Source organism: Actinophytocola sp., assembly GCF_036555685.1.
GTDB lineage: Bacteria > Actinomycetota > Actinomycetes > Mycobacteriales > Pseudonocardiaceae > Actinophytocola.
Window position 1 is genome coordinate 1 of sequence record NZ_DATBKY010000073.1, and the last position, 21,944, is coordinate 21,944.

Annotated in this window: 23 protein-coding genes; 12 read left to right on the forward strand and 11 right to left on the reverse strand. The window is 72.2% G+C overall.

Translation table 11 applies throughout. The annotated features are described in order from the left end of the window. Positions 1 to 25: 25 nt before the first annotated feature. A complete protein-coding gene (locus VH969_RS07690) occupies positions 26 to 841 on the reverse strand; it encodes an HAD family acid phosphatase (RefSeq protein WP_331972655.1) in 816 nt (271 codons plus the stop codon). 155 nt (positions 842 to 996) lie between these two features. Here VH969_RS07690 and VH969_RS07695 point away from each other — a divergent pair, with 155 nt between their 5' ends. From VH969_RS07695 to VH969_RS07710, 4 genes are read left to right on the forward strand one after another with little or no spacing between them, the layout of a single operon-like run. Further along, positions 997 to 1,422: an SRPBCC family protein gene (locus VH969_RS07695; protein WP_331972658.1), complete on the forward strand. Its 426-nt coding sequence runs from the start codon at positions 997 to 999 to the stop codon at positions 1,420 to 1,422. Next, positions 1,419 to 1,745: an ArsR/SmtB family transcription factor gene (locus VH969_RS07700; RefSeq protein ID WP_331972661.1), complete on the forward strand. Its 327-nt coding sequence runs from the start codon at positions 1,419 to 1,421 to the stop codon at positions 1,743 to 1,745. The genes VH969_RS07695 and VH969_RS07700 overlap by 4 nt, the downstream gene beginning before the upstream one ends. Continuing rightward, positions 1,742 to 2,194, forward strand: coding sequence for an SRPBCC domain-containing protein (locus VH969_RS07705; RefSeq protein WP_331972664.1), 453 nt, complete (start codon positions 1,742 to 1,744; stop codon positions 2,192 to 2,194). Before VH969_RS07700 ends, VH969_RS07705 begins: the two co-directional genes overlap by 4 nt. 36 nt (positions 2,195 to 2,230) lie before the next feature. Beyond that, positions 2,231 to 2,365 carry a hypothetical protein gene (locus tag VH969_RS07710; RefSeq protein WP_331972667.1) on the forward strand — a complete coding sequence of 45 codons (135 nt, stop codon included), beginning with the start codon at positions 2,231 to 2,233 and terminating at the stop codon, positions 2,363 to 2,365. 10 nt (positions 2,366 to 2,375) lie between these two features. On the opposite strand, the gene VH969_RS07715 is transcribed toward VH969_RS07710, so the two are convergent. From VH969_RS07715 to VH969_RS07730, 4 genes are all read right to left on the reverse strand, one after another. Continuing rightward, positions 2,376 to 2,783, reverse strand: coding sequence for an STAS domain-containing protein (locus tag VH969_RS07715; protein ID WP_331972670.1), 408 nt, complete (start codon positions 2,781 to 2,783; stop codon positions 2,376 to 2,378). A gap of 71 nt (positions 2,784 to 2,854) precedes the next feature. Continuing rightward, positions 2,855 to 3,913 (reverse strand): tartrate dehydrogenase, encoded by a 1,059-nt coding sequence (locus VH969_RS07720; RefSeq protein ID WP_331972673.1) that lies wholly within the window; start codon positions 3,911 to 3,913, stop codon positions 2,855 to 2,857. 20 nt (positions 3,914 to 3,933) lie between these two features. Beyond that, entirely contained in the window at positions 3,934 to 4,554 is a 621-nt protein-coding gene (locus VH969_RS07725; RefSeq protein ID WP_331972676.1) for a VC0807 family protein, read from the reverse strand. Continuing rightward, the gene (locus VH969_RS07730; RefSeq protein WP_331972679.1) at positions 4,551 to 4,730 is read right to left on the reverse strand and encodes a hypothetical protein; all 180 of its coding nucleotides are present in this window, start codon (positions 4,728 to 4,730) and stop codon (positions 4,551 to 4,553) included. Before VH969_RS07730 ends, VH969_RS07725 begins: the two co-directional genes overlap by 4 nt. A gap of 186 nt (positions 4,731 to 4,916) precedes the next feature. On the opposite strand from VH969_RS07730, the gene VH969_RS07735 reads away from it, so the two are divergent. Genes VH969_RS07735 through VH969_RS07755 form a run of 5 tightly spaced genes read left to right on the forward strand, consistent with a single transcriptional unit; the run spans position 4,917 to position 9,924 of the window. Next, a complete protein-coding gene (locus VH969_RS07735; RefSeq protein WP_331972682.1) occupies positions 4,917 to 6,086 on the forward strand; it encodes a sensor histidine kinase in 1,170 nt (389 codons plus the stop codon). After that, positions 6,079 to 6,747, forward strand: a complete 669-nt coding sequence (locus VH969_RS07740; RefSeq protein WP_331972685.1) for a response regulator — start codon at positions 6,079 to 6,081, stop codon at positions 6,745 to 6,747. The genes VH969_RS07735 and VH969_RS07740 overlap by 8 nt, the downstream gene beginning before the upstream one ends. 33 nt (positions 6,748 to 6,780) lie before the next feature. Beyond that, positions 6,781 to 8,652 carry a molecular chaperone HtpG gene (gene htpG, locus VH969_RS07745; protein ID WP_331972721.1) on the forward strand — a complete coding sequence of 624 codons (1,872 nt, stop codon included), beginning with the start codon at positions 6,781 to 6,783 and terminating at the stop codon, positions 8,650 to 8,652. Between the two features lie 6 nt (positions 8,653 to 8,658). Continuing rightward, positions 8,659 to 9,273, forward strand: a complete 615-nt coding sequence (locus tag VH969_RS07750) for a hypothetical protein (protein WP_331972688.1) — start codon at positions 8,659 to 8,661, stop codon at positions 9,271 to 9,273. Positions 9,274 to 9,312: 39 nt separating this feature from the next. Next, on the forward strand, positions 9,313 to 9,924 hold the full coding sequence (locus VH969_RS07755) for a GNAT family N-acetyltransferase (RefSeq protein ID WP_331972691.1): 612 nt from the start codon (positions 9,313 to 9,315) through the stop codon (positions 9,922 to 9,924). Here the strand turns inward: VH969_RS07755 and VH969_RS07760 are convergent. After that, entirely contained in the window at positions 9,833 to 10,423 is a 591-nt protein-coding gene (locus tag VH969_RS07760) for a TetR/AcrR family transcriptional regulator (RefSeq protein ID WP_331972694.1), read from the reverse strand. The genes VH969_RS07755 and VH969_RS07760 overlap by 92 nt on opposite strands. 71 nt (positions 10,424 to 10,494) lie before the next feature. On the opposite strand from VH969_RS07760, the gene VH969_RS07765 reads away from it, so the two are divergent. Further along, positions 10,495 to 11,469 carry an NAD(P)-dependent oxidoreductase gene (locus VH969_RS07765; RefSeq protein ID WP_331972697.1) on the forward strand — a complete coding sequence of 325 codons (975 nt, stop codon included), beginning with the start codon at positions 10,495 to 10,497 and terminating at the stop codon, positions 11,467 to 11,469. A 20-nt stretch (positions 11,470 to 11,489) separates the two neighbouring features. Then, the gene (locus tag VH969_RS07770; protein WP_331972700.1) at positions 11,490 to 14,099 is read left to right on the forward strand and encodes a helix-turn-helix transcriptional regulator; all 2,610 of its coding nucleotides are present in this window, start codon (positions 11,490 to 11,492) and stop codon (positions 14,097 to 14,099) included. A 33-nt stretch (positions 14,100 to 14,132) separates the two neighbouring features. Here the strand turns inward: VH969_RS07770 and VH969_RS07775 are convergent, their stop codons facing one another. The 5 genes from VH969_RS07775 to VH969_RS07795 all read right to left on the reverse strand — a co-directional run bounded on the left by VH969_RS07775 (position 14,133) and on the right by VH969_RS07795 (position 19,983). Further along, on the reverse strand, positions 14,133 to 15,683 hold the full coding sequence (locus tag VH969_RS07775) for a dynamin family protein (RefSeq protein ID WP_331972703.1): 1,551 nt from the start codon (positions 15,681 to 15,683) through the stop codon (positions 14,133 to 14,135). Between the two features lie 29 nt (positions 15,684 to 15,712). After that, the gene (locus tag VH969_RS07780; RefSeq protein WP_331972706.1) at positions 15,713 to 17,575 is read right to left on the reverse strand and encodes a dynamin family protein; all 1,863 of its coding nucleotides are present in this window, start codon (positions 17,573 to 17,575) and stop codon (positions 15,713 to 15,715) included. A 93-nt stretch (positions 17,576 to 17,668) separates the two neighbouring features. Further along, positions 17,669 to 18,454, reverse strand: a complete 786-nt coding sequence (locus VH969_RS07785) for an IniB N-terminal domain-containing protein (protein WP_331972709.1) — start codon at positions 18,452 to 18,454, stop codon at positions 17,669 to 17,671. Positions 18,455 to 18,503: 49 nt separating this feature from the next. Further along, positions 18,504 to 19,265 (reverse strand): hypothetical protein, encoded by a 762-nt coding sequence (locus VH969_RS07790; RefSeq protein ID WP_331972712.1) that lies wholly within the window; start codon positions 19,263 to 19,265, stop codon positions 18,504 to 18,506. Positions 19,266 to 19,476: 211 nt separating this feature from the next. After that, positions 19,477 to 19,983 (reverse strand): DUF3558 family protein, encoded by a 507-nt coding sequence (locus VH969_RS07795; protein ID WP_331972715.1) that lies wholly within the window; start codon positions 19,981 to 19,983, stop codon positions 19,477 to 19,479. A 104-nt stretch (positions 19,984 to 20,087) separates the two neighbouring features. On the opposite strand from VH969_RS07795, the gene VH969_RS07800 reads away from it, so the two are divergent. Continuing rightward, positions 20,088 to 21,866, forward strand: a complete 1,779-nt coding sequence (locus VH969_RS07800; RefSeq protein WP_331972718.1) for an Hsp70 family protein — start codon at positions 20,088 to 20,090, stop codon at positions 21,864 to 21,866. Positions 21,867 to 21,944: the final 78 nt, after the last annotated feature.

Here is a 21,944-nt window from a genome sequence, read left to right on the forward strand (position 1 = left end):
CCCCCCCGCCGCGAGGTGATGCGGGTCAGGGCAGGTAGTACATCGGGTTCGGCAGCTTCACCGGGTGCTGCGAGTGACCGCCCTTGAGGTCGCTGAACTGGTCGCCCATGTTCACCACGATCGTCACGTCGTAGGCGTCCTCGACGTGCGCGCGGGCCGCGGACTTGTACTCGATGGTCGTGCACTTGAGCCCGCACGGCAGCCAGTCCGGCGCGGTGCCCTCCGGCTTGAGGAACGCGTCGGTGGGCGCGGGGTAGCCCTCGTTGGCGAGGTTCTTGAGCGTCGCGGTGCGCTGGTGCTCCGGCCGGCCGGTGATGAAGAAGACCTTGACCCCGTGGTCGGCCGCGTAGTTCGCGAAGTCCATGGTCGGCTCGATCGCCGGGTAGTCGCCGTTGTTGATCGCCTCCTCGGCCTCGACCGGGTCGTAGCCGAAGTCGTTGTCGGCGTTGAGGCCGTAGGTGAGCTCGGAGGTGTCGTCCACGTCGAGCACGACCGCGGCGTTCGCCACGCCGTGGTCGAGGGCGCGCCGCAGCGCCCGCTGGGCGTCGCTGACCTGGCGGGCGGTGTCCTTCGCCCAGTCGCTGTCCGGCGAGGCGTGGTGGTGGCCGTCGGCGTCGGTGGTGTCGCCGTAGTAGGCCTTGACGTCGAGCTTGACCTGCCCGATGTTCGTCGGCTCATGGCTGCCGTGGTGGCCGCTCGCCGCCGACGGCTCGGCCGCCCACGCGTAGGCGCCGCCGGCCAGCAGCACCGCCGCGACGGCTACTCCCGTGGTTTTGGTGACTGTGGACATTCGTCCGGACACGCGCATTCCCGACTCCCTGTTCGGCTCCTGTGGACTCATGCGACGCAGGGAACCTAGGCAAGATCTCACGATTTACAAACCCTATTGGTCCGAAATGCACCATTGGCGATAGGGAAGGACTGCTGGCCCATCGGTAACGTCAGTGTTACGGTAACGACCCGTTTACCGAGTACTGAATGGAGCGTGGAGAGACGATGAGGTCCTACGAGTCGAGCGCGCGGATCAACGCGTCCCCGGAACGCGTGTGGTCCGTGCTGGCCGACGGCGACGGCTGGGCGAGGTGGGACTCCGGCGTCGAGCGGGTCGAGGGCCGGATCGCGGAGTCCGCCAAGCTCAAGATCTACTCCGAGGCGAGCCCCGGCCGGGCGTTCCCCCTGAAGGTCGTCGGCTTCGAACCGAGCCGTGGCATGACGTTCGCCGGCGGCATGCCACTCGGTCTGTTCCGCGGCGTCCGGCGCTATACGCTGCGCCCGGTATCGGACGAGGTCACGGAGTTCACCATGCGCGAGGAGTACACCGGACCGCTGTTGCCGCTGATCTGGCGCTCGATGCCGGACCTGCAGCCGTCCTTCGACAAGTTCGCGTCGGGGCTGAAGGAACAGGCGGAGACGGTGAGATGACGGGTTCGGGTGCCGCGCTCGACGCCCTCGGCGACCCGAACCGGCGGGAGATCCTGCGGCTGCTCGCGGACGGGGGCCGGTCGGTGCAGGAGATCGCCGACCGGCTGCCGATCAGCAGGCCCGCGGTCTCGCGGCACCTCAAGCTGCTCCGCGGTGCCGGGCTGGTCGTCGAGGAGCCGCACGGCACCCGGCGGATCTACCGGCTGCACGACGACGGCGTGCGGGCGGTCGAGGAGTACCTGCGGCAGGTGTGGGGGTCGGTCGCCACGCGGTTCACGCTGGCGGCCGAGAACCTGCCGGAACGAACGGACGAGGAGCGATGATCGAACCGCTGCGGATGTCGTTCGAGGTCGGCTGCGACCAGGCGCACGCGTTCGACGTGTGGACCAACCGGATGGACATGTGGTGGCCCGCCGACCACACGGCGACGGGCGAGGACGGTCTGGCGATCACGCTCGAACCGCGCGTCGGCGGCCGGATCTTCCAGCGCGACCCGGCCGGCGTGGAGATCGACTGGGGCGAGGTGACCGAGTTCGCCCCGCCCGAGCTGCTCGCGTACAAGTGGCACCTGCGCCGCGACCGCGCCGACGCCACCGACGTGCGCATCCGCTTCGTGTCCGTGGCTCCCGGCCGCACCAGGGTGCACATCGAGCACGTCGGCTGGGAGCGGCTCGGCGCCGACGGCCCCGTCTGGCGGGAGCGCAATCACCAGGGCTGGTCGACGCTGCTGCCGCATTTCGTCGCGGCGGTGGACACGATCGGCGCCGGCTAGGTTTCGATCGCGGCGGTGCCGGGTAAGGGCTCGGCGATGACGACCTTCGATCCGCACCCGATCTACACCGAGCTGGTCAACGAGGGCCGCGCCCGCGGCGTCGACCCGGCTCTCCCCGAGGCTGCCGGCGAGCCGGACCACGAGCGGCCCGAGGAGATCGTCCCCGTCTGATCCGCCTGGCTCAGCCGAGCTCGGGCTTCGGGGCCAGCTCCCGAACCGCGTCCGACAGCGACTCGAACGTCGGGATGGACGCGGCCACCCCGCTCATGCGCAGCACGCGCAGCGCGAGCGGGCCCTCGGCGACGAGGCCGAGGCAGCAGCCGGCGGCCTGTGCGCGCCCGGCGGCCTCGACGAGCACGCGCAAACCGGCCGCGGACAGGAACGTCACGCGGGTCAGGTCGGCGACGAGCACCGGCGGCAGGTCGCCGCCCAGCTCGCGCGCCAGGATCGGCGCCGTCTTCAAGTCGACCTCGCCCGCGACCGTGACGACGTACAGGTCGTCCCGGTACCGCGTCCGTCGCGCCGTCAGCGGCTCCGGATCGGTGAACCGCTCGTCACGACGGTCGGACATGAGCTGCACCTCGGTCATCGCCAAGCCCCTCCGGACAGTCGTCACCAGATGGATACCCATGATGACAACCGGCAAACTTCTGAGCGCCGCTAAATATGGGCGAGGAGGGCCTCCGCCACGTCGGCCGTGCCGGCGGTGCCCCCGAGGTCCCCCGTGCGGGTAGTGGGCTCCCGCAGCGTCGCCTCGACGGCCGCCAGCACGTCGGCCGCGGCCCGCGGGTGGCCGAGGTGGGAGAGCAGGAGCGCCGCCGACCAGACCGCGCCGACCGGGTTCGCCACCCCGGTGCCCGCGATGTCCGGCGCGGACCCGTGCACCGGCTCGAACATCGACGGGTACGTGTGGGTCGGGTCGAGGTTCGCCGACGGCGCGATGCCGATGCTGCCGGCGACCGCCGCCGCGAGGTCGCTCAGGATGTCGCCGAAGAGGTTCGAGCCGACCACGACGTCGAACCGCTCCGGCTGCAGGACGAACTTCGCGGCGAGCGCGTCGATGTGCTCGGAGTCCCACCGGACATCCGGGTGCGCGGCCGCGCGCTCGGCGACGACCTCGTCCCAGAACGGCATCGTGTGCACGATGCCGTTGGACTTCGTCGCCGACGTGACGTACCCGCGCCGGCTTGCGGCGAGCTCGAACGCGTAGTCGGCGATCCGGCTCACCCCGGCCCGCGTGAAGATCGACTCCTGGATCGCCTGCTCGTCCGGGAAGCCGCGGTTCACCCGGCCGCCGACCTCGCTGTACTCGCCCTCGACGTTCTCGCGCACGACGACGAAGTCGACCTCACCCGCCCGCGCCTTGCGCAGCGGGCTCTCGACCCCCTCGAACACCCGGATGGGCCGCAGGTTCACGTACTGCCGGAACGCCCGGCGGATCGGGATCAGCAGACCCCACAGCGAGACGTGGTCCGGCACCTGCGGCCAGCCGACCGCGCCGAGCAGGATCGCGTCGTGCTCGCGCAGCGTGTCGAGCCCGTCGGCCGGCATCATCGCGCCCTCGTCGAGGTAGCGCCCGCAGGACCAGTCGAGCTCGGTGTAGGCGAGCGTGAAGCCGTGCCGGGCCGCCGCCGCGTCGAGCACGCGGCGGGCGACCTCGATCACCTCCGTCCCGATGCCGTCGCCGGGGATGACCGCGATGCGCTGGGTTGGTGGCATCCGGGCATGGTACGAGCCGGTCACCGCGCGGCCGGGTCGGGCGTCGCCACCCGGCGGCGGTACCACATGACCACGGCGGCGCCCGCCGCGACGATGGCCAGGCCGAGCGGGCGCGCGATCGCCAGGTACGTGCCGGTCGGCAGGCTGAGTGCGAGCACCAGCAGCACGAGCGCGTGGACGACGAGGGTGGTGCCGAGCAGCGAGGTCACCACGTTCGCCACGCGCCTGCGCTCGCTCGCCGGGACCGGCACGGCACGGCCGGGCCGGCGGCGGTCCAGCATCTTGAACAGCAGCAGGTGCAACGGTTTCCCGATGGCCACGGAGACCAGGCAGGCGACGCCCACGGGCCCGGTGATCACCGCCTCCTGGAGCTTCAGCACCAGGTCGTTGCCGCCGGACAGCGCGAGCACCAGCAGCGCGATGCCGAACGCGACGACGGCGACCGCGCCGATCGGGTCGACCCGGCGGCGCGCCACGAAGACGGCCACCGTGACGCCCACGGGCACCGCCATGGCCAGGGCGAGCGCGGTGACGCTGTCCATATGGGACTGCAGCAGCGCGTACGCGACGACCGGCAGCGCGCCGTTGAGCAGCAGGCTCGGCACGAGCCGTCGGCGCCGGAGACCGGTGGCCGCCCTCATCGCCGGCCTCCCTTCCGGCCCGCCGGCAGCACGCCCTTGTTCTTCGCCAGCAGCACGAGCCCGGCCACGGCGAGCAGCCCGGCGCCGATCAGCACGGTGGCCGTGCCGTTGCCCCCGACGTGTGCCAGCCCGAGCACGATCAACCCGGCGCCGATGACGGCGAGGCGAGCGATCATGTCCCCTCCTTCGACGATGCGTGTGGAACGGACCCAAGGGTGCGGCCTGACCTGGGCGGATTTCATCGGCGCCCGGCTTGAACCCGATCGGTCCACCGGCCGGCCGAGGCCTCCACCCGAGGGTGGATGCGCGAGCTCGGCCCGGAGGTGGAGGCCCGACGGACCGGCCGGGAATATCGTGGGAACGTGTCCGAACTCGCCGCGATCGAGCGCACCCGCGCGCGCCGGCGCGAGCTGCTGCGCTGGAGCCGCCCGGCGGGGTTCGTCCTGGTGGCCGCGCTGCTCGCGGTCAGCGTGCGAACCCAACCGCGGCCGGCACTGCACGGCGACGGGCTGGTGGCGCTGCTCGGCCTGGCCGGGATAGTCGCGTGCGCGGCGCTGCTGCTCGGCGCGCGCGGGCGGTTCGGCCTCGGCGGCGTGTATGCGCTTGTCGCCGTGCTGGCCGTGAGCTCGGCCGCGCTCGTGTGGGTGGAGCCGAACGGGATCGGGTACCTCGGCGGCTTCGTGGCGGCCGGTGCGGTCGCCGCGCGGGCGCCCGTACGGACGGGCGCGCTCGTCGCGGGCGCCGCCCTCGTCCTGCTCACCGTCGCCGGGCTGGCCGGCGCCGCTCGGCCGGCGGCGTCGGTCCTGGTCAGTGGCCTCGGCATGGTCGCGTGCTACCGGCTGGGCTGGTACACGCGCGAGATGCGGCGGCGCACCGAGGACGCGGAGGCACTGGCGGGGGAGCTGGCCCGGACGCGCGACGCCCAGGTACGCGCGGCCGCGCTCGCGGAGCGCCAGCGGCTCGCCCGGGAGATGCACGACGTGCTCGCGCACTCGCTGTCCGGCCTCGCGCTGCACCTCGAAGCCGCCCGGCTGCTGGCCGCGCGGAACGCCGGCGACGAGCGGCTCACCGGCTCGCTCGAGCGCGCCCGCCACCTGGCCGAGGCCGGGCTGCGCGAGGCCCGCGAGGCGGTCGGCATGCTGCGCGACGAGGACCTGCCGGGCCCGGAGCGGCTGGCCGCGCTGGCCCGCGACTTCGAGCGGGACACCGGCGTGCCGTGCGCCGTGGAGACCACCGGCGAGGTCGCCGAGCTGCCCGCGCGGGTCCGGCTCACGTTGTACCGGGTCGCGCAGGAGGCGCTGACCAACGTCCGCAAGCATGCCAAGGCCGACCGCGTGACGATCCGGCTGGCCCACGCGCCCGACGGCGTCCGTCTGTCCATTGCGGACTTCGGGGCGCCGGCCGGGCCGCCGGCGACGTCCGGGTACGGGGTCAGCGGCATGCGCGAGCGGGCCGAGCTGCTCGGCGGCACCTTGACGGCGTCGCCGACGGAGGCGGGGTTCGAGGTCGGCCTGTGGGTGCCCCGTGAGTGAGGTCCGGGTACTGATCGCGGACGACCAGCGGGTCGTCCGCGAGGGCCTGGCCGTGCTGCTCGACCTGCTGCCCGGCGTCGAGGTCGTGGGCACCGCGGCCGACGGCGAGCAGGCCGTCGAGCTGGCCGTCGAGCTCGCGCCCGACGTCGTGCTGATGGACCTGCGGATGCCGCGCTGCGACGGCATCGAGGCCACCCGCAGGCTACGCGAGCGCACCGAGGTCCAGGTCATCGCGCTGACCACCTACGCCGACGACCGCTCGGTGCTCGACGCCCTGCGCGCGGGCGCCCGCGGCTACCTCACGAAGGACGCCGGCGGCGAGGAGATCCGCCGCGCCCTGGCCCAGGTCGCCGACGGGCAGGCCGTCATCGACCCCGCGGTCGCGCACCACCTCGTCGACACGATCGCCACGGGAGCCATCGGAACCACCGGGACCGCCGGTCCGGCCCGCGCGCCTCGCACCCCGGACGGCCTGACGCCGCGCGAGGTCGAGGTGCTGGCGCTCATCGCCGAGGGGCTCACCAACACCGAGATCGCCGGCCGCCTGTTCGTCAGCGAGGCCACGGTGAAGAGCCACGTGAACCACCTGCTCGCCAAGATCGGCGCGCGGGACCGGGCCCAGGCCGTCGGCTACGCCTACCGCACCGGCCTGGTCCGCTGAACCCGTTCGATACCATCGGATTCCGTGACCACGATCGAGACGCTCGAGTTCCAGTCCGAGGCACGTCAGCTCCTGCAGCTGATGATTCACTCCATCTACTCGAACAAGGACGTGTTCCTGCGGGAGCTCGTGTCCAACGCCTCGGACGCGCTGGACAAGCTGCGGCTCGAGACATACCGCGACAAGGACCTCGAGGCCGACGTCTCCGACCTGCACATCGAGCTCGAGGTCGACCGGGCCGAGCGCACGCTCACCGTGCGGGACAACGGCATCGGCATGACGCGCGACGAGGTCGTCAGCCTCATCGGCACCATCGCGAAGTCCGGCACGGCGGAGCTGCTCGCCAAGCTGCGCGAGGCCAAGGACGCCGCGGCGTCGGCGGACCTCATCGGGCAGTTCGGCGTCGGCTTCTACTCGACGTTCATGGTCGCGGACAAGGTCACGCTCGTCAGCCGGCGCGCGGGCGATGCCGAGGGCGTGCGCTGGGAGTCCTCCGGCGAGGGCACGTACACGATCGAGCCGGTCGCCGACGCCCCGCAGGGCACCTCGGTCACGCTGCACCTCAAGCCCGAGGACGCCGAGGACAACCTGCACGACTACGCGGACCCGGCGAAGGTCCGCCAGATCATCAAGCACTACTCGGACTTCATCACCTGGCCGATCAAGATGGCCAAGTCGGCCGACGAGCCGGAGCTCGAGACCGTCAACTCGATGAAGGCGCTGTGGGCGCGGTCGGCGAGCGACGTGTCGGAGGACGAGCTCACCGAGTTCTACCGGCACGTCAGCCACGACTGGAGCCCGCCGCTGGAGACGATCCGGCTGCAGGCCGAGGGCACCTTCGAGTACCAGGCGCTGCTGTTCCTCCCGTCGCGGGCGCCGTTCGACCTGTTCGTCCGCGACGCGCGGCGCGGCATCCAGCTCTACGTCAAGCGCGTGTTCATCATGGACGACTGCGAGGCGCTCGTCCCGGAGTACCTGCGCTTCGTCAAGGGCGTGGTCGACGCGCAGGACCTGTCGCTGAACGTGTCGCGCGAGATCCTCCAGCAGGACCGGCAGATCGAGCGGATCCGCAGGCGCCTGGTGAAGAAGGTGCTCTCGACGATCAAGGCGATGCCGGCCGAGAAGCACGAGACGTTCTGGGCCGAGTTCGGCAAGGTGCTCAAGGAGGGCCTGCTCGCCGACCCGGACAACCGCGACGCGATCCTCGAGATCTGCTCGTTCGACTCCACGCACGACGCCGACAAGCAGACGAGCCTGCGCGAGTACGTCGAGCGGATGAAGGAGGGGCAGGAGCACATCTACTACCTGACCGGCGAGTCGCGGACGAGCATCGAGAACTCCCCGCACATGGAGGCGTTCCTCGCCAAGGGCTACGAGGTGCTCGTCCTCACCGACCCGGTCGACGAGATGTGGGTCGAGGCCGTCAGCGGGTTCGACGGCAAGGAGTTCCACTCCGTCGCAAAGGGACAGGTCGACCTCGGCGGCGAGGCGGGGGAGTCCGACGAGAAGGCCGCCGAACGGGAGAAGGACTTCGCACCGCTGCTCACCTGGATGGCCGCCACGCTCGAGGACACCGTCAAGGAGGTCCGGCTCTCCTCGCGGCTGACCACCTCGCCCGCCTGCATCGTCGGTGACGAGCACGACATCACCCCGACGCTGGAGAAGATGTACCGGGCGATGGGCCAGGAGCTGCCGAAGGTCAAGCGGATCCTCGAGGTGAACCCGGACCACCCGCTGATCGCCGGCCTGCGTACCGCGCACGGGTCGCGGGGCGGCGAGGACGCCGAGCTCGCGGAGACCGCGCACCTCGTGCACGACATGGCGATCCTGGCCGAGGGCGGCGAGCTGGCCGACCCGGCGCGCTTCGTGAAGGTCGTCGCGAAGCGCCTGGAGCACGGGCTGTAGGCGGAGTTGGCGCCGGCCCGCAACCGCGTCACGCCGCTGGGCGAGATCGTCGCGATCCCGCTGCGCGGCGCGTGGACCGGCAACCGCGGCATCCTGCACGACGGTCGGCGGATCGTCCGCTTCCACGCGAGCGACCTGTGGATCACCTGCGCGCTCGAGTTCCGCGGCCGCTGGGCACAGCAGTGGCGGCCGCACCACTTCACCTGGCTGTACTTCCACGACGAGGCCGTGTCGTTCGCCGCGGGGCACCGGCCGTGCGGTGAGTGCCGGCGGGCGGCCTACCGCGACTACCGCGACCGGTGGGCCGGCGAGCTCGGGGTGCCGTCGCCGTCGGCGAAGGACATGAACCGCAGGCTGCACGGCGAGCGGATCGTCCGCGGCACGCACCGCCGCCGCCTCCACGAGCTGCCGTGGGCGGGCCTGCCGGACGGCACGTTCGTTCGCCTCGACGACGCGCCCGCGGTCGTCTCCGGTGCCCACCTGACACAGTGGACACACGACGGCTACGGCGCGCGGGTGCGCCGCCCGGCAGGCGGGACGGCGCAGGTCATCACGCCACCGGCGACCGTGGCGGTGCTCCGCGCGGGCTACCCGGTCCAGGTCGACGAGTCCGCGCGTTAGTCGCTGTCTCTATGACAGCTGTCATGATACAACGGAAGGGTGGCACTCGAATCCATCCTTGTCCGGCCCGTGCGGCCGGATGACGCGGCGGCGCTGGCCCGCATGCTGGCCCGATGCTCGCCGCGCACGCGCTACGAGCGGTTCCACGGCGTCGTAGAGTCGATCCCGGCCGAGTACCTGCGCCGCTGCGTGGCGGGTGACCGGCAGGAGGCACGCGTCGCGGAGCTGGTGACCGGCGAGCTCGCCGGCCTGGCCAGCACCGGACCGGTGCCCGGCGAGCCGGGTGTGCGCGAGCTCGGCGTACTGGTCGAGGATCGCTGGCAGCGCAAGGGAATCGGCCGCCTGCTCGCCGCCGACCTGTTCGCGCACGCGGCGTCGACCGGGGTCCGGCTCGTCCGGCTCGAGCTGTGCCGGCTGCGGCCGGACCTGCTCGACTACGTGGTCACGCACCTGCCGGTGGCGTCCCGGCTGACCGACGGCTGTGACGTGACCGTCGACGTGACGGTGGACGAGACCGTGGGCCTGGCAGTGGATCTAACAGTGGATCTGGCAGTGGATCTCAGCGTTCCGCCGCTGCGTTCAGCACCGGTGACAGCTCCGCCACCACGGTCGTCAGCGGGCCGACGTCCCGGCGCACCCGCGCGGACATGATCGCGCCTTCGAGCGCGCTGATCATCAGCGTGGCGAGCCGGCGGGCCCGGCGCCGCGGGATGTCCATCCGGACGAGCTCGTCGACGACCGCCCGCTCCCACCGTTCGAGTGCGGCCCGCAGCTGCTCGTTGACCGCCGAGTCGCCGCCGGCGAGGTCGGCGGTCGCGGCCATCACGGGACACCCGCGCCGGTAGCCGCGTGCGGTGAACTCGTCCTTCCACTGCTTCACCATGTACGCGAACAGCCCGCCCGGCGTCGGCCTGCTCGTGGTGCGCGGATAGGTCGCGACCCACCGCGCCGCGAAGTCCCCGGACCACAGCAGCGCCTCGCCGACGAGCTGGTCCTTGCCGCCGGGGAAGTAGTGCTGGAACGACCCGCGCGGCGCACCCGAGTGCTCGACGACCTCACGCACCCCGGTCGCGGCCGGACCCTGCGCACGCACCAGCTGCGCCGTGCTGTACACCATGCGTTCCCGGGGGCCGCGCTTGTCGTCCGCCATCCACTCTCCTCCTATGACGATCGTCATAGGACCGTTGCTTCCCATGACGAACGTCATAGTAGTGTAGCAGCGTGGAGATCGGCTTCCTCGGGCTTGGCACGATGGGCCAGCCCATGGCGCTCAACCTGGTCCGCGCGGGCACACCGCTCGTCGTCTGGAACCGTTCGCCCGGCCGGTGCGACGCGCTGCGTACGGCAGGCGCGCCGGTGGCCGTGCGCGTGGCGGAGGTCTTCGAGCGTTGCGATGTGGTGTTGCTGATGCTCGCCGACGGCGCCGCGGTCGACGACGCCCTCGGCCGCGGCACGTCGCGCTTCGCCGGGTACGCCGCCGGGCACACGATCGTCCACATGGGAACGACCGAGGCTCGCTACTCGAGTGGCTTGGAGGCGGACGTGCGGGCGGCCGGCGGCCGGTACGTCGAGGCGCCGGTGTCCGGCTCGCGCAAGCCCGCGGAGGCGGGCGAGCTCGTCGCGATGGTGGCGGGGGAGCCGGCCGCGGTCGCGGCGGTGCGCCCGCTGCTCGCCCCGGTGTGCCACGAGACCGTGGCCTGCGGGGCGGTGCCGAACGGGATGCTGATGAAGCTCGCGGTCAACCTGTACCTGATCACGATGGTCACCGGCCTGGCCGAGGCGTTCCACTTCGCGGCGCGGCACGAGCTGGACCTGGCGAAGTTCGTCGGTGTGCTCGACGCGGGGCCGATGGCGAGCAGCGTGTCGCGGGTGAAGGCGGACAAGCTGACCGCGCGGGACTTCGCGGTGCAGGCGTCGATCTCGAACGTGCTCTACAACAACCGGCTGATCGCCCAGGCGGCGCGCACCGCGGGCATCGCGTCACCGCTGCTGGACGTCTGCCACGCGCTCTTCGGCGAGACCGAGGACCTGGGCCTCGGCGGCACCGACATGGCCGCCGTGATCCGCGCCATCGAGGAGCGCACGACCGCGCGAACCCTAGCCGCCGGCACTGCCGGGCCGCGCGGCGCGGCCATAGGCGAGAGTGGACACCCTTGTAATGGACCACAGTCGGTAACCGACAAAAGGGAGGACTGAACCCGACGAAGGGGGCCGGCGTGGTACGTACTCCGCCGACGGCGCATGCCGAGACGGTGGTTCCCGCGGCCGGCTGGATACTCCGCCAGATCGCCTCGGCACCGGCGCAGCCGCTGACCGCCGCGATCGTCGGGCCCGGTGGGACAGGAAAGTCAGCCCTGGTCAGGGCCATCGCGGCCGCGTACGCGGCCGCCGGTGTCGAGGCCGTGCGCATCGACGGCGACACCGACCTCGCGGCGGTTCCGGACGGTGTGCCGCTGCTCGTCGACGACGCTCACCGGCTTTCCCCGGACGCGCTCGCGGCCCTGCGCGAGCGGGCGCGGGCGGGCGACACTCGCATGGTGGTTAATTACCGTCCGTGGCCGCGGCCGGACGGTCTTTCCTCCCTCGGCGCCCAGCTGTCGCGCCACCACTCGCCGGTCGTCCTCGGCCACCTCGGGCGGGACGAGGTCGCCGAGCACGTGGCCCGCCGGGTGGGCTGCACGCCGCCGGAGTCGCTCGTCGCGCTCGTGCTCGAGCAGTCGGGCGGTCTGCCGATGTTCGTCAGCCTCGTCACGCAGGCCATGCTCGACACCGGTCGGTTCGACCCCGGCCACCCGGACCGCTTCCGCCGCCCACCGCGGGTCTCCGTGTCGCCCGGCCTCGCCGAGCGGCTGCGCTACCTGCTGGAGGCGCTGGACCCGCGCATCTACAACGTGCTGGAGGCACTGGCGCTCGGCGCGCCGCTCGACGCGGAGGTGCTCTGCCCGCTGCTCGGCACCGATCCCGCGGAGCTGGCCGAGACGGTCGACGCCGCGCTCGCCACCGGCCTGCTGACCGAGTCGGGCGAGCTCATCGTGTTCGTGCGCAACCTCGTGTTGCGGCTGATCCCGGTGTTGCGCTGCCGCAACGTGCAGCGCCGGCTGGCCGAGATCCAGCTGGACGGCGGCGGCCCGATGCTGACCGTCGGCCGCCAGCTCGCGGAGTCCCGGGCGACCGGCGCCCGCGCGTCCGCGGTGATGTCCGCGGCCGCCGACGAGGCGTTGCGTACCGCGCCGCACCTCGCGGTCGAGCTGTACGACGCTGCCGTGCGAGCGGGCGGCAGCACGCCGGCCGTCGGCGCTCGCCGCGCGCAGGCCGCCGCGCTCGCCGGCGACGCGGCGCAGGCGCTGCGGCTAGCCGACGAGATCCTCACCGCGGACGGCGCCACGCAGCCGGATCGGCGGCGAGCGGTGTCGGTGACGGCCGCGATCCTGGCCCGCCGCGGGTTCGCCGCGCGGGCCGCCGAGCTGTACCGGAGCCTGGGTGGCGCCGACGTGCTGCCGGCCGTGCCGGCGTTGCTGGCCGTGGGCGAGGTCGAACTCGCGCGCGCGGTGCTCGCCGACGCCCCGCCGAGCGACACGGACGCACCCACGCTCACCGCGTCTGCCGTGCGATTACTCGCGGCCGGCGCCCTGGAGTCCGTCGAGGACGACGCCGCGCCGGCGCTCTCGCACCTCACCCAGGCGGCCGGCCTGCTCGAGTCGGCCGGCGACGCGGTGCTGCTGCCGTACAGCCCGGCGGAGCTGGTCGCGGCCGTCGCGCTCCAGTGCGGCGAGGCGGCGCTCGCGGACACCACGCTCGGGCACGCGGTGTCCGCGAAGCTCGGTGGCGGGTTGTACCAGGCCCGGCATCTGTTGCTGCACGGGTGGCACGCGTTGTCGCGCGGGGCAGTGGACACGGCGCAGGCTGTGCTGGACCGGGTCGGCGCGGCGCCGCTGGAGCCGGGGGACGAGCTGCTGGCGGCGGCCCTCGCCACCGGGTTGGCGCGGCGGAGCGGGGACTCGGCGGCGCTCGCGGCGGCGTTCGCCCGGGGCCGCACGGCGCTGATCCGCCACCCGGTGGACCTGTACTTGTTGCGTCCGCTGGGCGAGCTGGCGGTGGCGGCGGCGATCCTCGACGAGCGGGAGTCGATCGCGCCGCACCTGGCGCAGGCGTGGGCGTTGCTGGACAAGCTGGGCGATCCACCGTTGTGGACGGTCGCGTTGCACTGGAGCGAGCTGCAGGCGGACCTCGCGGCACTCGACGTGGAGAGCGCGGACCGCCGGGCGAAGGCACTGGCAGCGGTGCCCACCCGGCACGCGAAGGCCTTCGCGGCGGCGGCCGCATGCTGGACCGAGGTGGCCCGCGGCACCGTCGACCCGGCCGAGGTCCGCGCGGCCGCGATCGGCCTGCAACACGCGGGCCTGGCGGCGGACGGCGCGCAGTTGGCGGCCTCGGCGTCGGTGCGCACGGCGGACCGCAAGGAGGGCGCGGGCCTGATGGCGTTCGCGAGGAACCTGAGTGACAACACCGGCTTCGAGCCCGGGCCCCCGTCGACGCCGGCCCAGGTCCCGGCCTCCGCGCCGGAAGACGCGGAGCCCGCACCCGACCCCGAGCCCACCGCGGCGGCCCCACTGCTGAGCGAACGCGAGCTGGAGGTGGGCCGGCTGATCCTGGCCGGCCTGACGCACAAGCAGATCGGCGCCCGCCTGTTCATCTCGGCGAAGACGGTGGAACACCACGTGGCGAGAATGCGAAACCGCCTCGGCGCCGACGGCCGCAACGAGCTGTTCGGCATGCTCCGCACCCTGATAGACGACACCCAACAGGCGGAGGCAGGCGCCCGCTGAGCGCAGATTCCACGAGCCGCCCGAAACGAGCCGTCAGACCTCCGACACGGCGGGTTCCGGCAGCGCCGCCACCAACCCCTCACAGGTCCGGGCAACCGCCCGATAGGCCCGCACCGCAGGGCGATCGGCGAAGGGATCCTCCGCACGCCGGCGCCACCGGTCCAGCTCCCTCAGAGCCGCCATCCGCACGGCCGCGTCCGTGGCCTTCGCCGGCAACGCCAGCCGCTGCGCGGGCGCGACCCCCTGTCCACCCAGCAACCGCTGCGCCGACTCCGACTCCGCATCCGGGAGCTCCACCTCGCCGCACCGCAGCGCGGACAGCAGGCGCAGCTCAACGAACTCGTGCGCGCCCGAGCCGATCCGCTCCACCTCCGCGGCCAGCTGCCCGACCTCTTCGGCGTCCGCGGACGTCCGCGCGGCGACCAGGCGCTCCAGCGCCAGCAGGCCGCTGCGTGCCTTCAGCAGGTCCCGCCGCTGCGAGAACTGCACCGAGAGCACGTCCTGCAGCTCGTGCAACCCGCTCGCCGTCACCAGCTCCGCCGCGAGCGCCGGCGACGAGTCCCGGCCCTGCCGGACGTACATCATGGACAGTCGCAGCCCGAAGATGCCGAACCGCTCCAGCAGGTCCTTGCGCCGCTCGTACGACAGGTCCCGGAGTGCGGCGACCTTGTCCGAGCGCAGGAACCGGTGCGTCGACAGGAGGATGTCGTCCATCTCCTCGCGCGGCGCGGCCGCCAGTCCCGCGAGGGTCTGGAACTCAGCCTGCCGCAGCGTCCGGCCCGTCGCCGCCAGCAGGCCCGCCACCGGGAGCACCGTCTGGCACAGTCCGCGCAGCGCGGGCTCCGTGCGGTACCGGCGCGCGATCCGCCGCGCGGAGAGCATCGCGTCGATCCGGCCGCCGCCGACCTCGTCCGCCCGCGAGATCACCGCGATCGTGTTCACCGAGCTCGCCCGCGCGACGCCCTGGTCGCGGAAGGACTCCAGGAACTCCGCGTCCGTGGCGTGCAGGTGGCGCATCAGGTAGATGACCGCGTCCGCCTCGGCGGGGGAGTCGTCGTCGGGCGTCAGCATCGCGAGCGTGCGCCGCGAGTTGTGCGCCGACATCGACGCGATGCCCGGCGTGTCGATCAGCGTGGTCCCGCGCAGGCTCTGCGACGGCCAGTCCACGACGAGCTTGCGCAGCCGCTCGGCCGGCACGCCCCGCAGCTCGACGGCCAGCGCGCCGTTGTCCCGCCGGATGGGCAGTGGCCGGGGCTCGCCGCCGCCGTAGTCACTGTCGGGATAGGACACCACGCGCGGCGACGGCCCGTCCCGGTACCACGTCACGACCTTCGTGCACTCGCCCGCGTCCGTCGGCGCGATCAGCTCGCCCACGAGACCGTTGAGCAGGGTCGACTTGCCGGCCTTCACCTTGCCGGCGATCGCCACCCGCAGCGGCTCGTCGAGCCGGTCCAGCTGGGCCCGCAGCTCGGCCACGATGTCCGGGTCGTCGGCATACACGCGCAGCGCGCGCCGCAGCACACCCCGCACGGCCGCCGTCAGGCTGTGCCCCGAGTGCTTGCCGGCGCTTCTCGTGCTCGGCAATGCGGACGGCGTACGCTCGCTCGCTGCGTTCACCGAGCCGCCTCGATGAGCTTGGGCTCCTGCGGTTCCCGCACCGCGCCGGGCACCATCGCGACCGCCCGCTTGTGCAGCGTCTCCAGCCGCGCGAGCTCCTCCGGGATCTCCGCCAGCCGGCGGCGCTGCTCGTCCTGGGACTTGCGGGCCGACTGCTCGGCCGCGGTCAGCGACTCCTTCAGCGACCGGTTCGTCTCCTCCGCCCGGTCGATGTAGTAGTCACGCAGGTCGCGCTGTACCCGGCGGAGCAGCTCGCGGGACTCCTTGCCCGCCTGGAAGATCACGTCGTCGGCGTACCGGCGGATCGCGGCCTTCGCGTCCGCCTGCCGCTTGGCGAACACGCGGCGCCGGTCGTCGGTGAAGCCCTTCGCGCCCATCAGCAGGCCGGCGCCGATGGAGAACGGGTTGATCAGCGACAGGCCGACGATCGTGCCGAGCATGCCGAACATCAGCACGCCGATGTAGCCGCCGCGCAACCCGGACAACGCCTTCTGCCCCACGCCGAACGGCTCGCCGGAGCGCAGCTCCATCGCCTGGATGCCGGCCAGCGGGTCCTCGTGCCCGGTGCGGATCTTGGGCAGCAGGTCGGCTCCGCCGGAGAAGTGCTCGGCCACCTGGCCCGCGAGCCAGCGCGCGCGCTGCGCGGTCCACAGGAAGTTCGCCGCGACCGCCGCGCTCACCTCCTGCTCGACCCACCCGGCGAGCTGGTCCCAGATCTTCTTGGGATCGCCCGCCTTGTTGACCTCCTCCTCGGCCTCGCGCACGATGTCGCGCATCCGGTCCCGCAGGTCGTAGTCGATGTCCGCGTTGAGGTCCGCGACGCCGTCGCTCAGCGTGTGCTGCCAGCGGGCGGAGCGTTCCTTCAGCGCGGCCGCGTGCGCCTTCGCCTCGGTCAGCTCGCGGATGACGTGCTCGGCCTGCTCCGGGTCTGTGTAGCTGGTCCGCTCGGCGAGCAGCGCGGTCGCGAGCTGCTCGGTCACCGCGACGATGTCGTGTGCCGTGGAGCGGCGCGCGAGCAGGTCGGCCTGCGCCACCACCTGCTCGCGCAGGTACGAGATCAGCACGGGGAAGCCGGACTCCTCGTCCGCCGCGTCGTCGCCGGTGCGGATCGCGTGCACGCGCAGCGCCGAGGACACGACGAGCAGGTCGGCCGCGATGCTCTCCGCGGCGAGGTGCCCGCGGTCGAGCTCGGCGATGCGCTCCCACTCGGGGTACAGGTCCGCCTTGCTCAGTACACAGAGGACGTTGGGGCAGGCCTTGGTGGCCTGCCGCAGGAACTCGAGCTCGGGCGCGGTGTACTCCTGCGACGCGTCGGACACGAACAGCACCGCGTCCGCCGACGGCAGCTCGGCCATCGTGGCGGCGCCGTGCACGGAGTTGAGCCCGCCGACACCCGGAGTGTCCACGATCTCCAGGCCGCCGGCCAGCAGCGCCCGGGGCAGCCCGATCTCGGCCTGGCGCCAGCCCTCCCGGTTGCCGGGGTTGCCCGTCTCGGCGATGTGCTGACCCAGCTCCTCGATCGGCAGCTCGACGCGCTCGGTCTTCGCCCGCTCGGGGTCGCCGTCGTCGGAGACCTCCAGCACGCGAACCAGCGCGGCGGTCGGCTTCTCCGCGTAGCGGACCACGGTCGGCACGGACGTGGCGACGTCGTCGAACACCGGGCAGACCGGCGCCCGCACGAGGCCGTTGACGAGCAGGCTCTTGCCCTGCTTGAACTCCCCGACGACGAGCACCCGCACGCGGCCCGTGCGCAGCCGGTACCGCGACTGGCGCAGCCGGTCCTCCAGGTCGGTCCGCCCGTACGGCGCGATCGCGCTGAGCGCCTGGTCCAGCGCCGCGAGTGGCTCCGACCGCCGCATTCCGTTCCTCCTCGAGGGGAAAGCTCCCCGACAGACCGTGTCCGCCCGTGGTGTCCGGTGCTCGGGGACACCACGGGCGGACGACGGTTGCGGTTACTCGGAGACCGCGTCGACGGGGTCGAGCCCGACCGCCGCGTCGGCGTCCTCCTGCGGCCACATGGTGCCCGCGTCGTGAACCGCGGTTGGTGCCGCGTCTTCGTGGCCCGACACACCCTCGACGCTGACATCGGTGTCGATGAAGTCGTTGTCGGAGGTGTTGTGGTTGTACGAGGTGTCGACCGTCGTGTCCGTGGACGCGTCGGTGTTCGTCTCGGTGACCGTGTCGTTGTGCGACCCCGACACCGTGGTGTCGTGCTCGGTGTTGAGCGACGAGTCCATGTCGTCGCCCGTGACCGTGCTGTGGTCGATCGAGCCACCCTTGTTGTCGACGCCGTCGTTGTCCTGGTTGAACGAGTGGTCGATGACGGTGATGTCGTTGTCCTCGTTGAACGAGTCCGTGATCGTCAGGTCGCCATCGGCGTGGATGTTGACGGTGTCGCGGTCGTCGACCGTGACGATGATGTCGTGGTCGTCGACGTAGTAGTAGTTGTAGTTGTTGACGTCCGGACCGTGATGCACCACGTAGTGCTTGGTGATCACGGAGATCTCCGGCAACGCGTCATCGCTGTCCGCGAAGTGCGGCAGGCCCCCCGCCGCCTGCACGCCAACGTGGTCGGCGACCATCGGCTGCACGTCCCTGATGTCCGGCCCACACGTGCTGTCCAGGCCGTACTTGGCGAGCGTTCCTTCCGGGTCGTCCTGGAAGTCCGCCTGCAGCTCCTCGTCGCCGAGCAACGCCAGCAGGAACTCGATGAGCGAGGAAATGGCCGTCGTGGTCACTACCACTCACCCCCTGCCTCTCTGCTCCGTTGGCACGCCCGCGACGAGCTCAGTGGATGTCCAGGTCGACGTCGTCGATGTCCAGGTCGAGGTCCACGCCGTCGTTGTCGAAGTGGTTCCCGTTGAACGAGTGGTCGTACGTGGTGTCGTGCGACGCGTCGACGTTGTTCTCGGTGTAGGTGTCGTTGTAGGAGTCGCTGATGTTTACAGACTCGTGGTTGTTCAGCGAACCCTTGATGTCGTCGCCGGCGACCACGCTGTCGACGATGTGCCCGTGGCTGTTGTCGACGCCGTCGTTGTCCTGGTTGTAGGAGTCCTTGATCAGCGTGAAGTCGTTGTCGTCGTTGCCGACGTTCGAGAACGAGTTCGTCACGGTGGTGGTCTGCGTCGAGGTGTTGGCCACCGAGCCGCCGTTGCCGCCGTAGCCGCCGTCGGCGCTGGAGTCACCGGAGGAGGTGCCGTTGTCGGCGTCCGCGTCCGCGTCGGCGTCCGCGTTCCCGCCGTCACCGTCGCCGCCGCTGCCACCGTCGCCGTCGCCGCCGAAGGAGAAGCCCAGCCCGACGCCGGGGCCGCCGAAGACCCAGCCGCCGCCGTGGCCCGCGCCGAGTGCCGCGGAGTTGCCGCCCTCGCCGTCGCCGCCGTTGCCACCGTCGCCGTCGCCGCCGCTCGCCTTGCCGCCGTCGGCGTCCGCGTCCGCGTACCCGAAGGCCAGGCTGCCGCTGTGGCCACCCGCGCCACCCGCGCCACCGGCGGCGTTGCCGTCGACGTCCTGCACCGGTGCGACGTACTGCTGGAAGTTGAAGTCACCCATCGTCGTTGCTGCTCCCTGTTAGTGGGCGGAACGTAGATCTCCGGACCCCGACGGCCTCCGCCCGGCCTGACGAGAAACCTAGGGCGATCACCACGGTGGGTAATCGGGGTTGCTCCCGCATCTCACCGGCGGTACCGGCGGGGATCGCCGGCTTCCTCCGGCCCGCCCGTTAGGGGATTAACCCCCAATTCCGGCTCGGCCCGAAACGCCGCTACCTCGATGCGGGACGTCGCGACAGGACAGCGCTGAGTAGTTCTTGCAGGGCGGTGCACGAGTCCGGTTCGCCCCCGTCCATCGTCGCCACGATGGCTTCCCGCTCGGCGACGCCGATGTCGTAGCGGCAGAACCGGCCGCCGGTCGTGAAGGTCTCCAGCGCCGGGTAGCCGGACAGCCGGACCCGGCTCGCCGCGGGGTCGACCTTCTTCGTCAGGTCCGACAGACCGTCGCCGCTCGTGTACGAGGTGAGCTGTACGGTGCGCGGACTTTGCCCGCTCCACCTGCAGTTCGCGCCGAGTTCGTCGGTGCCGGGCACGCCCGGTCCGAGGCCGAGGGTGGACCGCGCGGAGCCGTCGACCAGCGTGCAGGGATCGAGCCCGACCAGGCCCTTCGGCGACTCGATGGGGGGCACCTTCGGTGCCTCCGGCTCGTCTGACGAGCAGCCGGCGAGTAGTGCGAGGGACGCGATGGCCACCGCGGCGGGCAGCAGGCGAACGATCACAAGTATTCCTTCCGCTACGTCATTTTTCGCCCCGGTGACGTACTTCGTAACGTTTAGCGGGCTTGCGACGTCTACTCATGCGAGCGTTTCGCTTGGAGGCGTGCATGAGTTACTGGCTGGGGATTGATTTCGGCACCACTTTCACTGCGGCGGCCGTCCTTCGTGACGGAGAGCAAACGGTCGAGCTCGTCCCGTTGGGGGAGAACGGGACCTCGGCGGCGTCGGTCGTGTTCGTGGCGCCGGACGGCTCGCTCGTCGTCGGCGACGCGGCCGTCCGCCGCGCCGTGACCGATCCGGACCGGGTGGTTCGGGAGGTCAAGCGGCGCATCGGGGACCAGACGCCGGTGCTGGTGTCCGGCGAGCCCATCGCGGCGCACACGCTGGCCGCGCGCTTCATCAGCTGGGTCGTCGACCGCGCCACCGAGCGCGAGGGCCGGCCGCCCACCGCGATCGGCGTGACCTACCCGGCCTCGTGGGGGCCGCACAAGCGCATGCTGCTGCACGACGCGCTGATGTTCGCCGGGGTCGGCGAGATCCGGCTGGTGACCGAGCCCGAGGCCGCGGCCGTCGCGTACACGGCGTCCAAGCATGTGGCGCCCGGGGCAGCCATCGGCGTCTACGACCTTGGCGGCGGCACGTTCGACGCGGCCGTCGTCCGCCAGCTCGAGGGCGGCGGCTTCGAGCTGGCCGGCCGCCCGGAGGGCATCGACTCGCTCGGCGGCATCGACTTCGACGAGGCCGTGTTCGAGCAGGTACGTGCGCATCTCGGGGCCGCCTGGGCGACCCTGGACTTCGCCGACCCGCTGGTGATCACCGCGGCGGCGACGCTGCGGCGGGAGTGCACCGAGGCGAAGAAGGCGCTGTCGTCGGACACCGAGGTCACGATCCCCGTGCTGCTGCCGGGCGTGAGCACCCAGGTACGGATGGTGCGGGGCGAGTTCGAGGCGATGATCGCGCCGGCCGTCGACGCGACCGTGGACGCGATGCGCCGCGCGATCGACTCGGCCGGCCTGACGCCGGCGGACCTCGACGCGGTGCTGCTCGTCGGCGGGTCGTCGCGGATCCCCCTTGTCGCGCAGCAGGTCGGGGCGGAGCTCGACCTGCCGGTGACGGTCGACTCGGACCCGAAGGCCGTCGTCGCCATCGGCGCCGCGCTGTCGGTCGCGCCGGGCAAGGAGATCGTGCCCGCCACGCGGAAGCCGCTCGCGCTGTTGCCCGCCGGCTTCTCGGGCGAGGAACAGACACCTGCCCCACGGCGGCGCCGGGTGGTGTACGCGCTGGTCGGCGTGTCGGCTTTCGCGGCCGCGATGATCGGGCTGGCCGGCATCGTCGGCACGGACGTGCGGCCGCTGGGGGAGATGGCCGCGGACGACGGGATCGCGGCGCCGGCCATCGGCGTGGAAGGTGCGGACGGCACCACGGTGCCGAAGGACGCGGTCGACCCGTGGACCGGCAAGCCCTACACCGAGACCACGAAGCCCGGCCCCACGCGCCCGGACGCGAAGCCCACCAAGGCGAGCCCGGCAAAGCTCGCCCCCAAGCCCACGAAGGCGAAGAACCGCGACGCGCTTGTCGACGGCGCCCCGCCACCCCCGCCCCCGAAAACCGGCGGCGACGACGGGGGGAGTGATCCAGGCGGCACACCGTCGGATACGCCGGGCGACACGCCAGGAGACACGCCGACCGACACGCCAGGAGACACGCCGACCGACACGCCAGGGGACACCCCGACCGACACACCTCCTGACACGCCCACAGACACACCCACAGACACACCGTCCGACACACCAGGGGACACCCCGACCGACACACCAGCGGATACGACGCAAGCCGACCAGCCACCGGCGGAGCCACCGTCTGATCCGCCGAGTGAGGGTGCCTGATGAGCGATCTCGGTGCGCCGCCGCCGCGGCCGAGCACGGCCCGGCTCTCGATGCCGCCGATGGCCGCGCTCGAGGAGC

Coding starts and splice junctions, on each gene's coding strand:
- VH969_RS07725 (WP_331972676.1), bottom strand. CDS start 4,554: ATGAGGGCGGCCACCGGTCTCCGGCGCCGACGGCTCGTGCCGAGCCTG.
- VH969_RS07710 (WP_331972667.1), top strand. CDS start 2,231: ATGACGACCTTCGATCCGCACCCGATCTACACCGAGCTGGTCAACGAG.
- VH969_RS07715 (WP_331972670.1), bottom strand. CDS start 2,783: ATGACCGAGGTGCAGCTCATGTCCGACCGTCGTGACGAGCGGTTCACC.
- VH969_RS07700 (WP_331972661.1), top strand. CDS start 1,419: ATGACGGGTTCGGGTGCCGCGCTCGACGCCCTCGGCGACCCGAACCGG.
- VH969_RS07730 (WP_331972679.1), bottom strand. CDS start 4,730: ATGATCGCTCGCCTCGCCGTCATCGGCGCCGGGTTGATCGTGCTCGGG.
- VH969_RS07760 (WP_331972694.1), bottom strand. CDS start 10,423: ATGGCGGACGACAAGCGCGGCCCCCGGGAACGCATGGTGTACAGCACG.
- VH969_RS07800 (WP_331972718.1), top strand. CDS start 20,088: ATGAGTTACTGGCTGGGGATTGATTTCGGCACCACTTTCACTGCGGCG.
- VH969_RS07780 (WP_331972706.1), bottom strand. CDS start 17,575: ATGCGGCGGTCGGAGCCACTCGCGGCGCTGGACCAGGCGCTCAGCGCG.
- VH969_RS07690 (WP_331972655.1), bottom strand. CDS start 841: ATGAGTCCACAGGAGCCGAACAGGGAGTCGGGAATGCGCGTGTCCGGA.
- VH969_RS07705 (WP_331972664.1), top strand. CDS start 1,742: ATGATCGAACCGCTGCGGATGTCGTTCGAGGTCGGCTGCGACCAGGCG.
- VH969_RS07720 (WP_331972673.1), bottom strand. CDS start 3,913: ATGCCACCAACCCAGCGCATCGCGGTCATCCCCGGCGACGGCATCGGG.
- VH969_RS07695 (WP_331972658.1), top strand. CDS start 997: ATGAGGTCCTACGAGTCGAGCGCGCGGATCAACGCGTCCCCGGAACGC.
- VH969_RS07790 (WP_331972712.1), bottom strand. CDS start 19,265: ATGGGTGACTTCAACTTCCAGCAGTACGTCGCACCGGTGCAGGACGTC.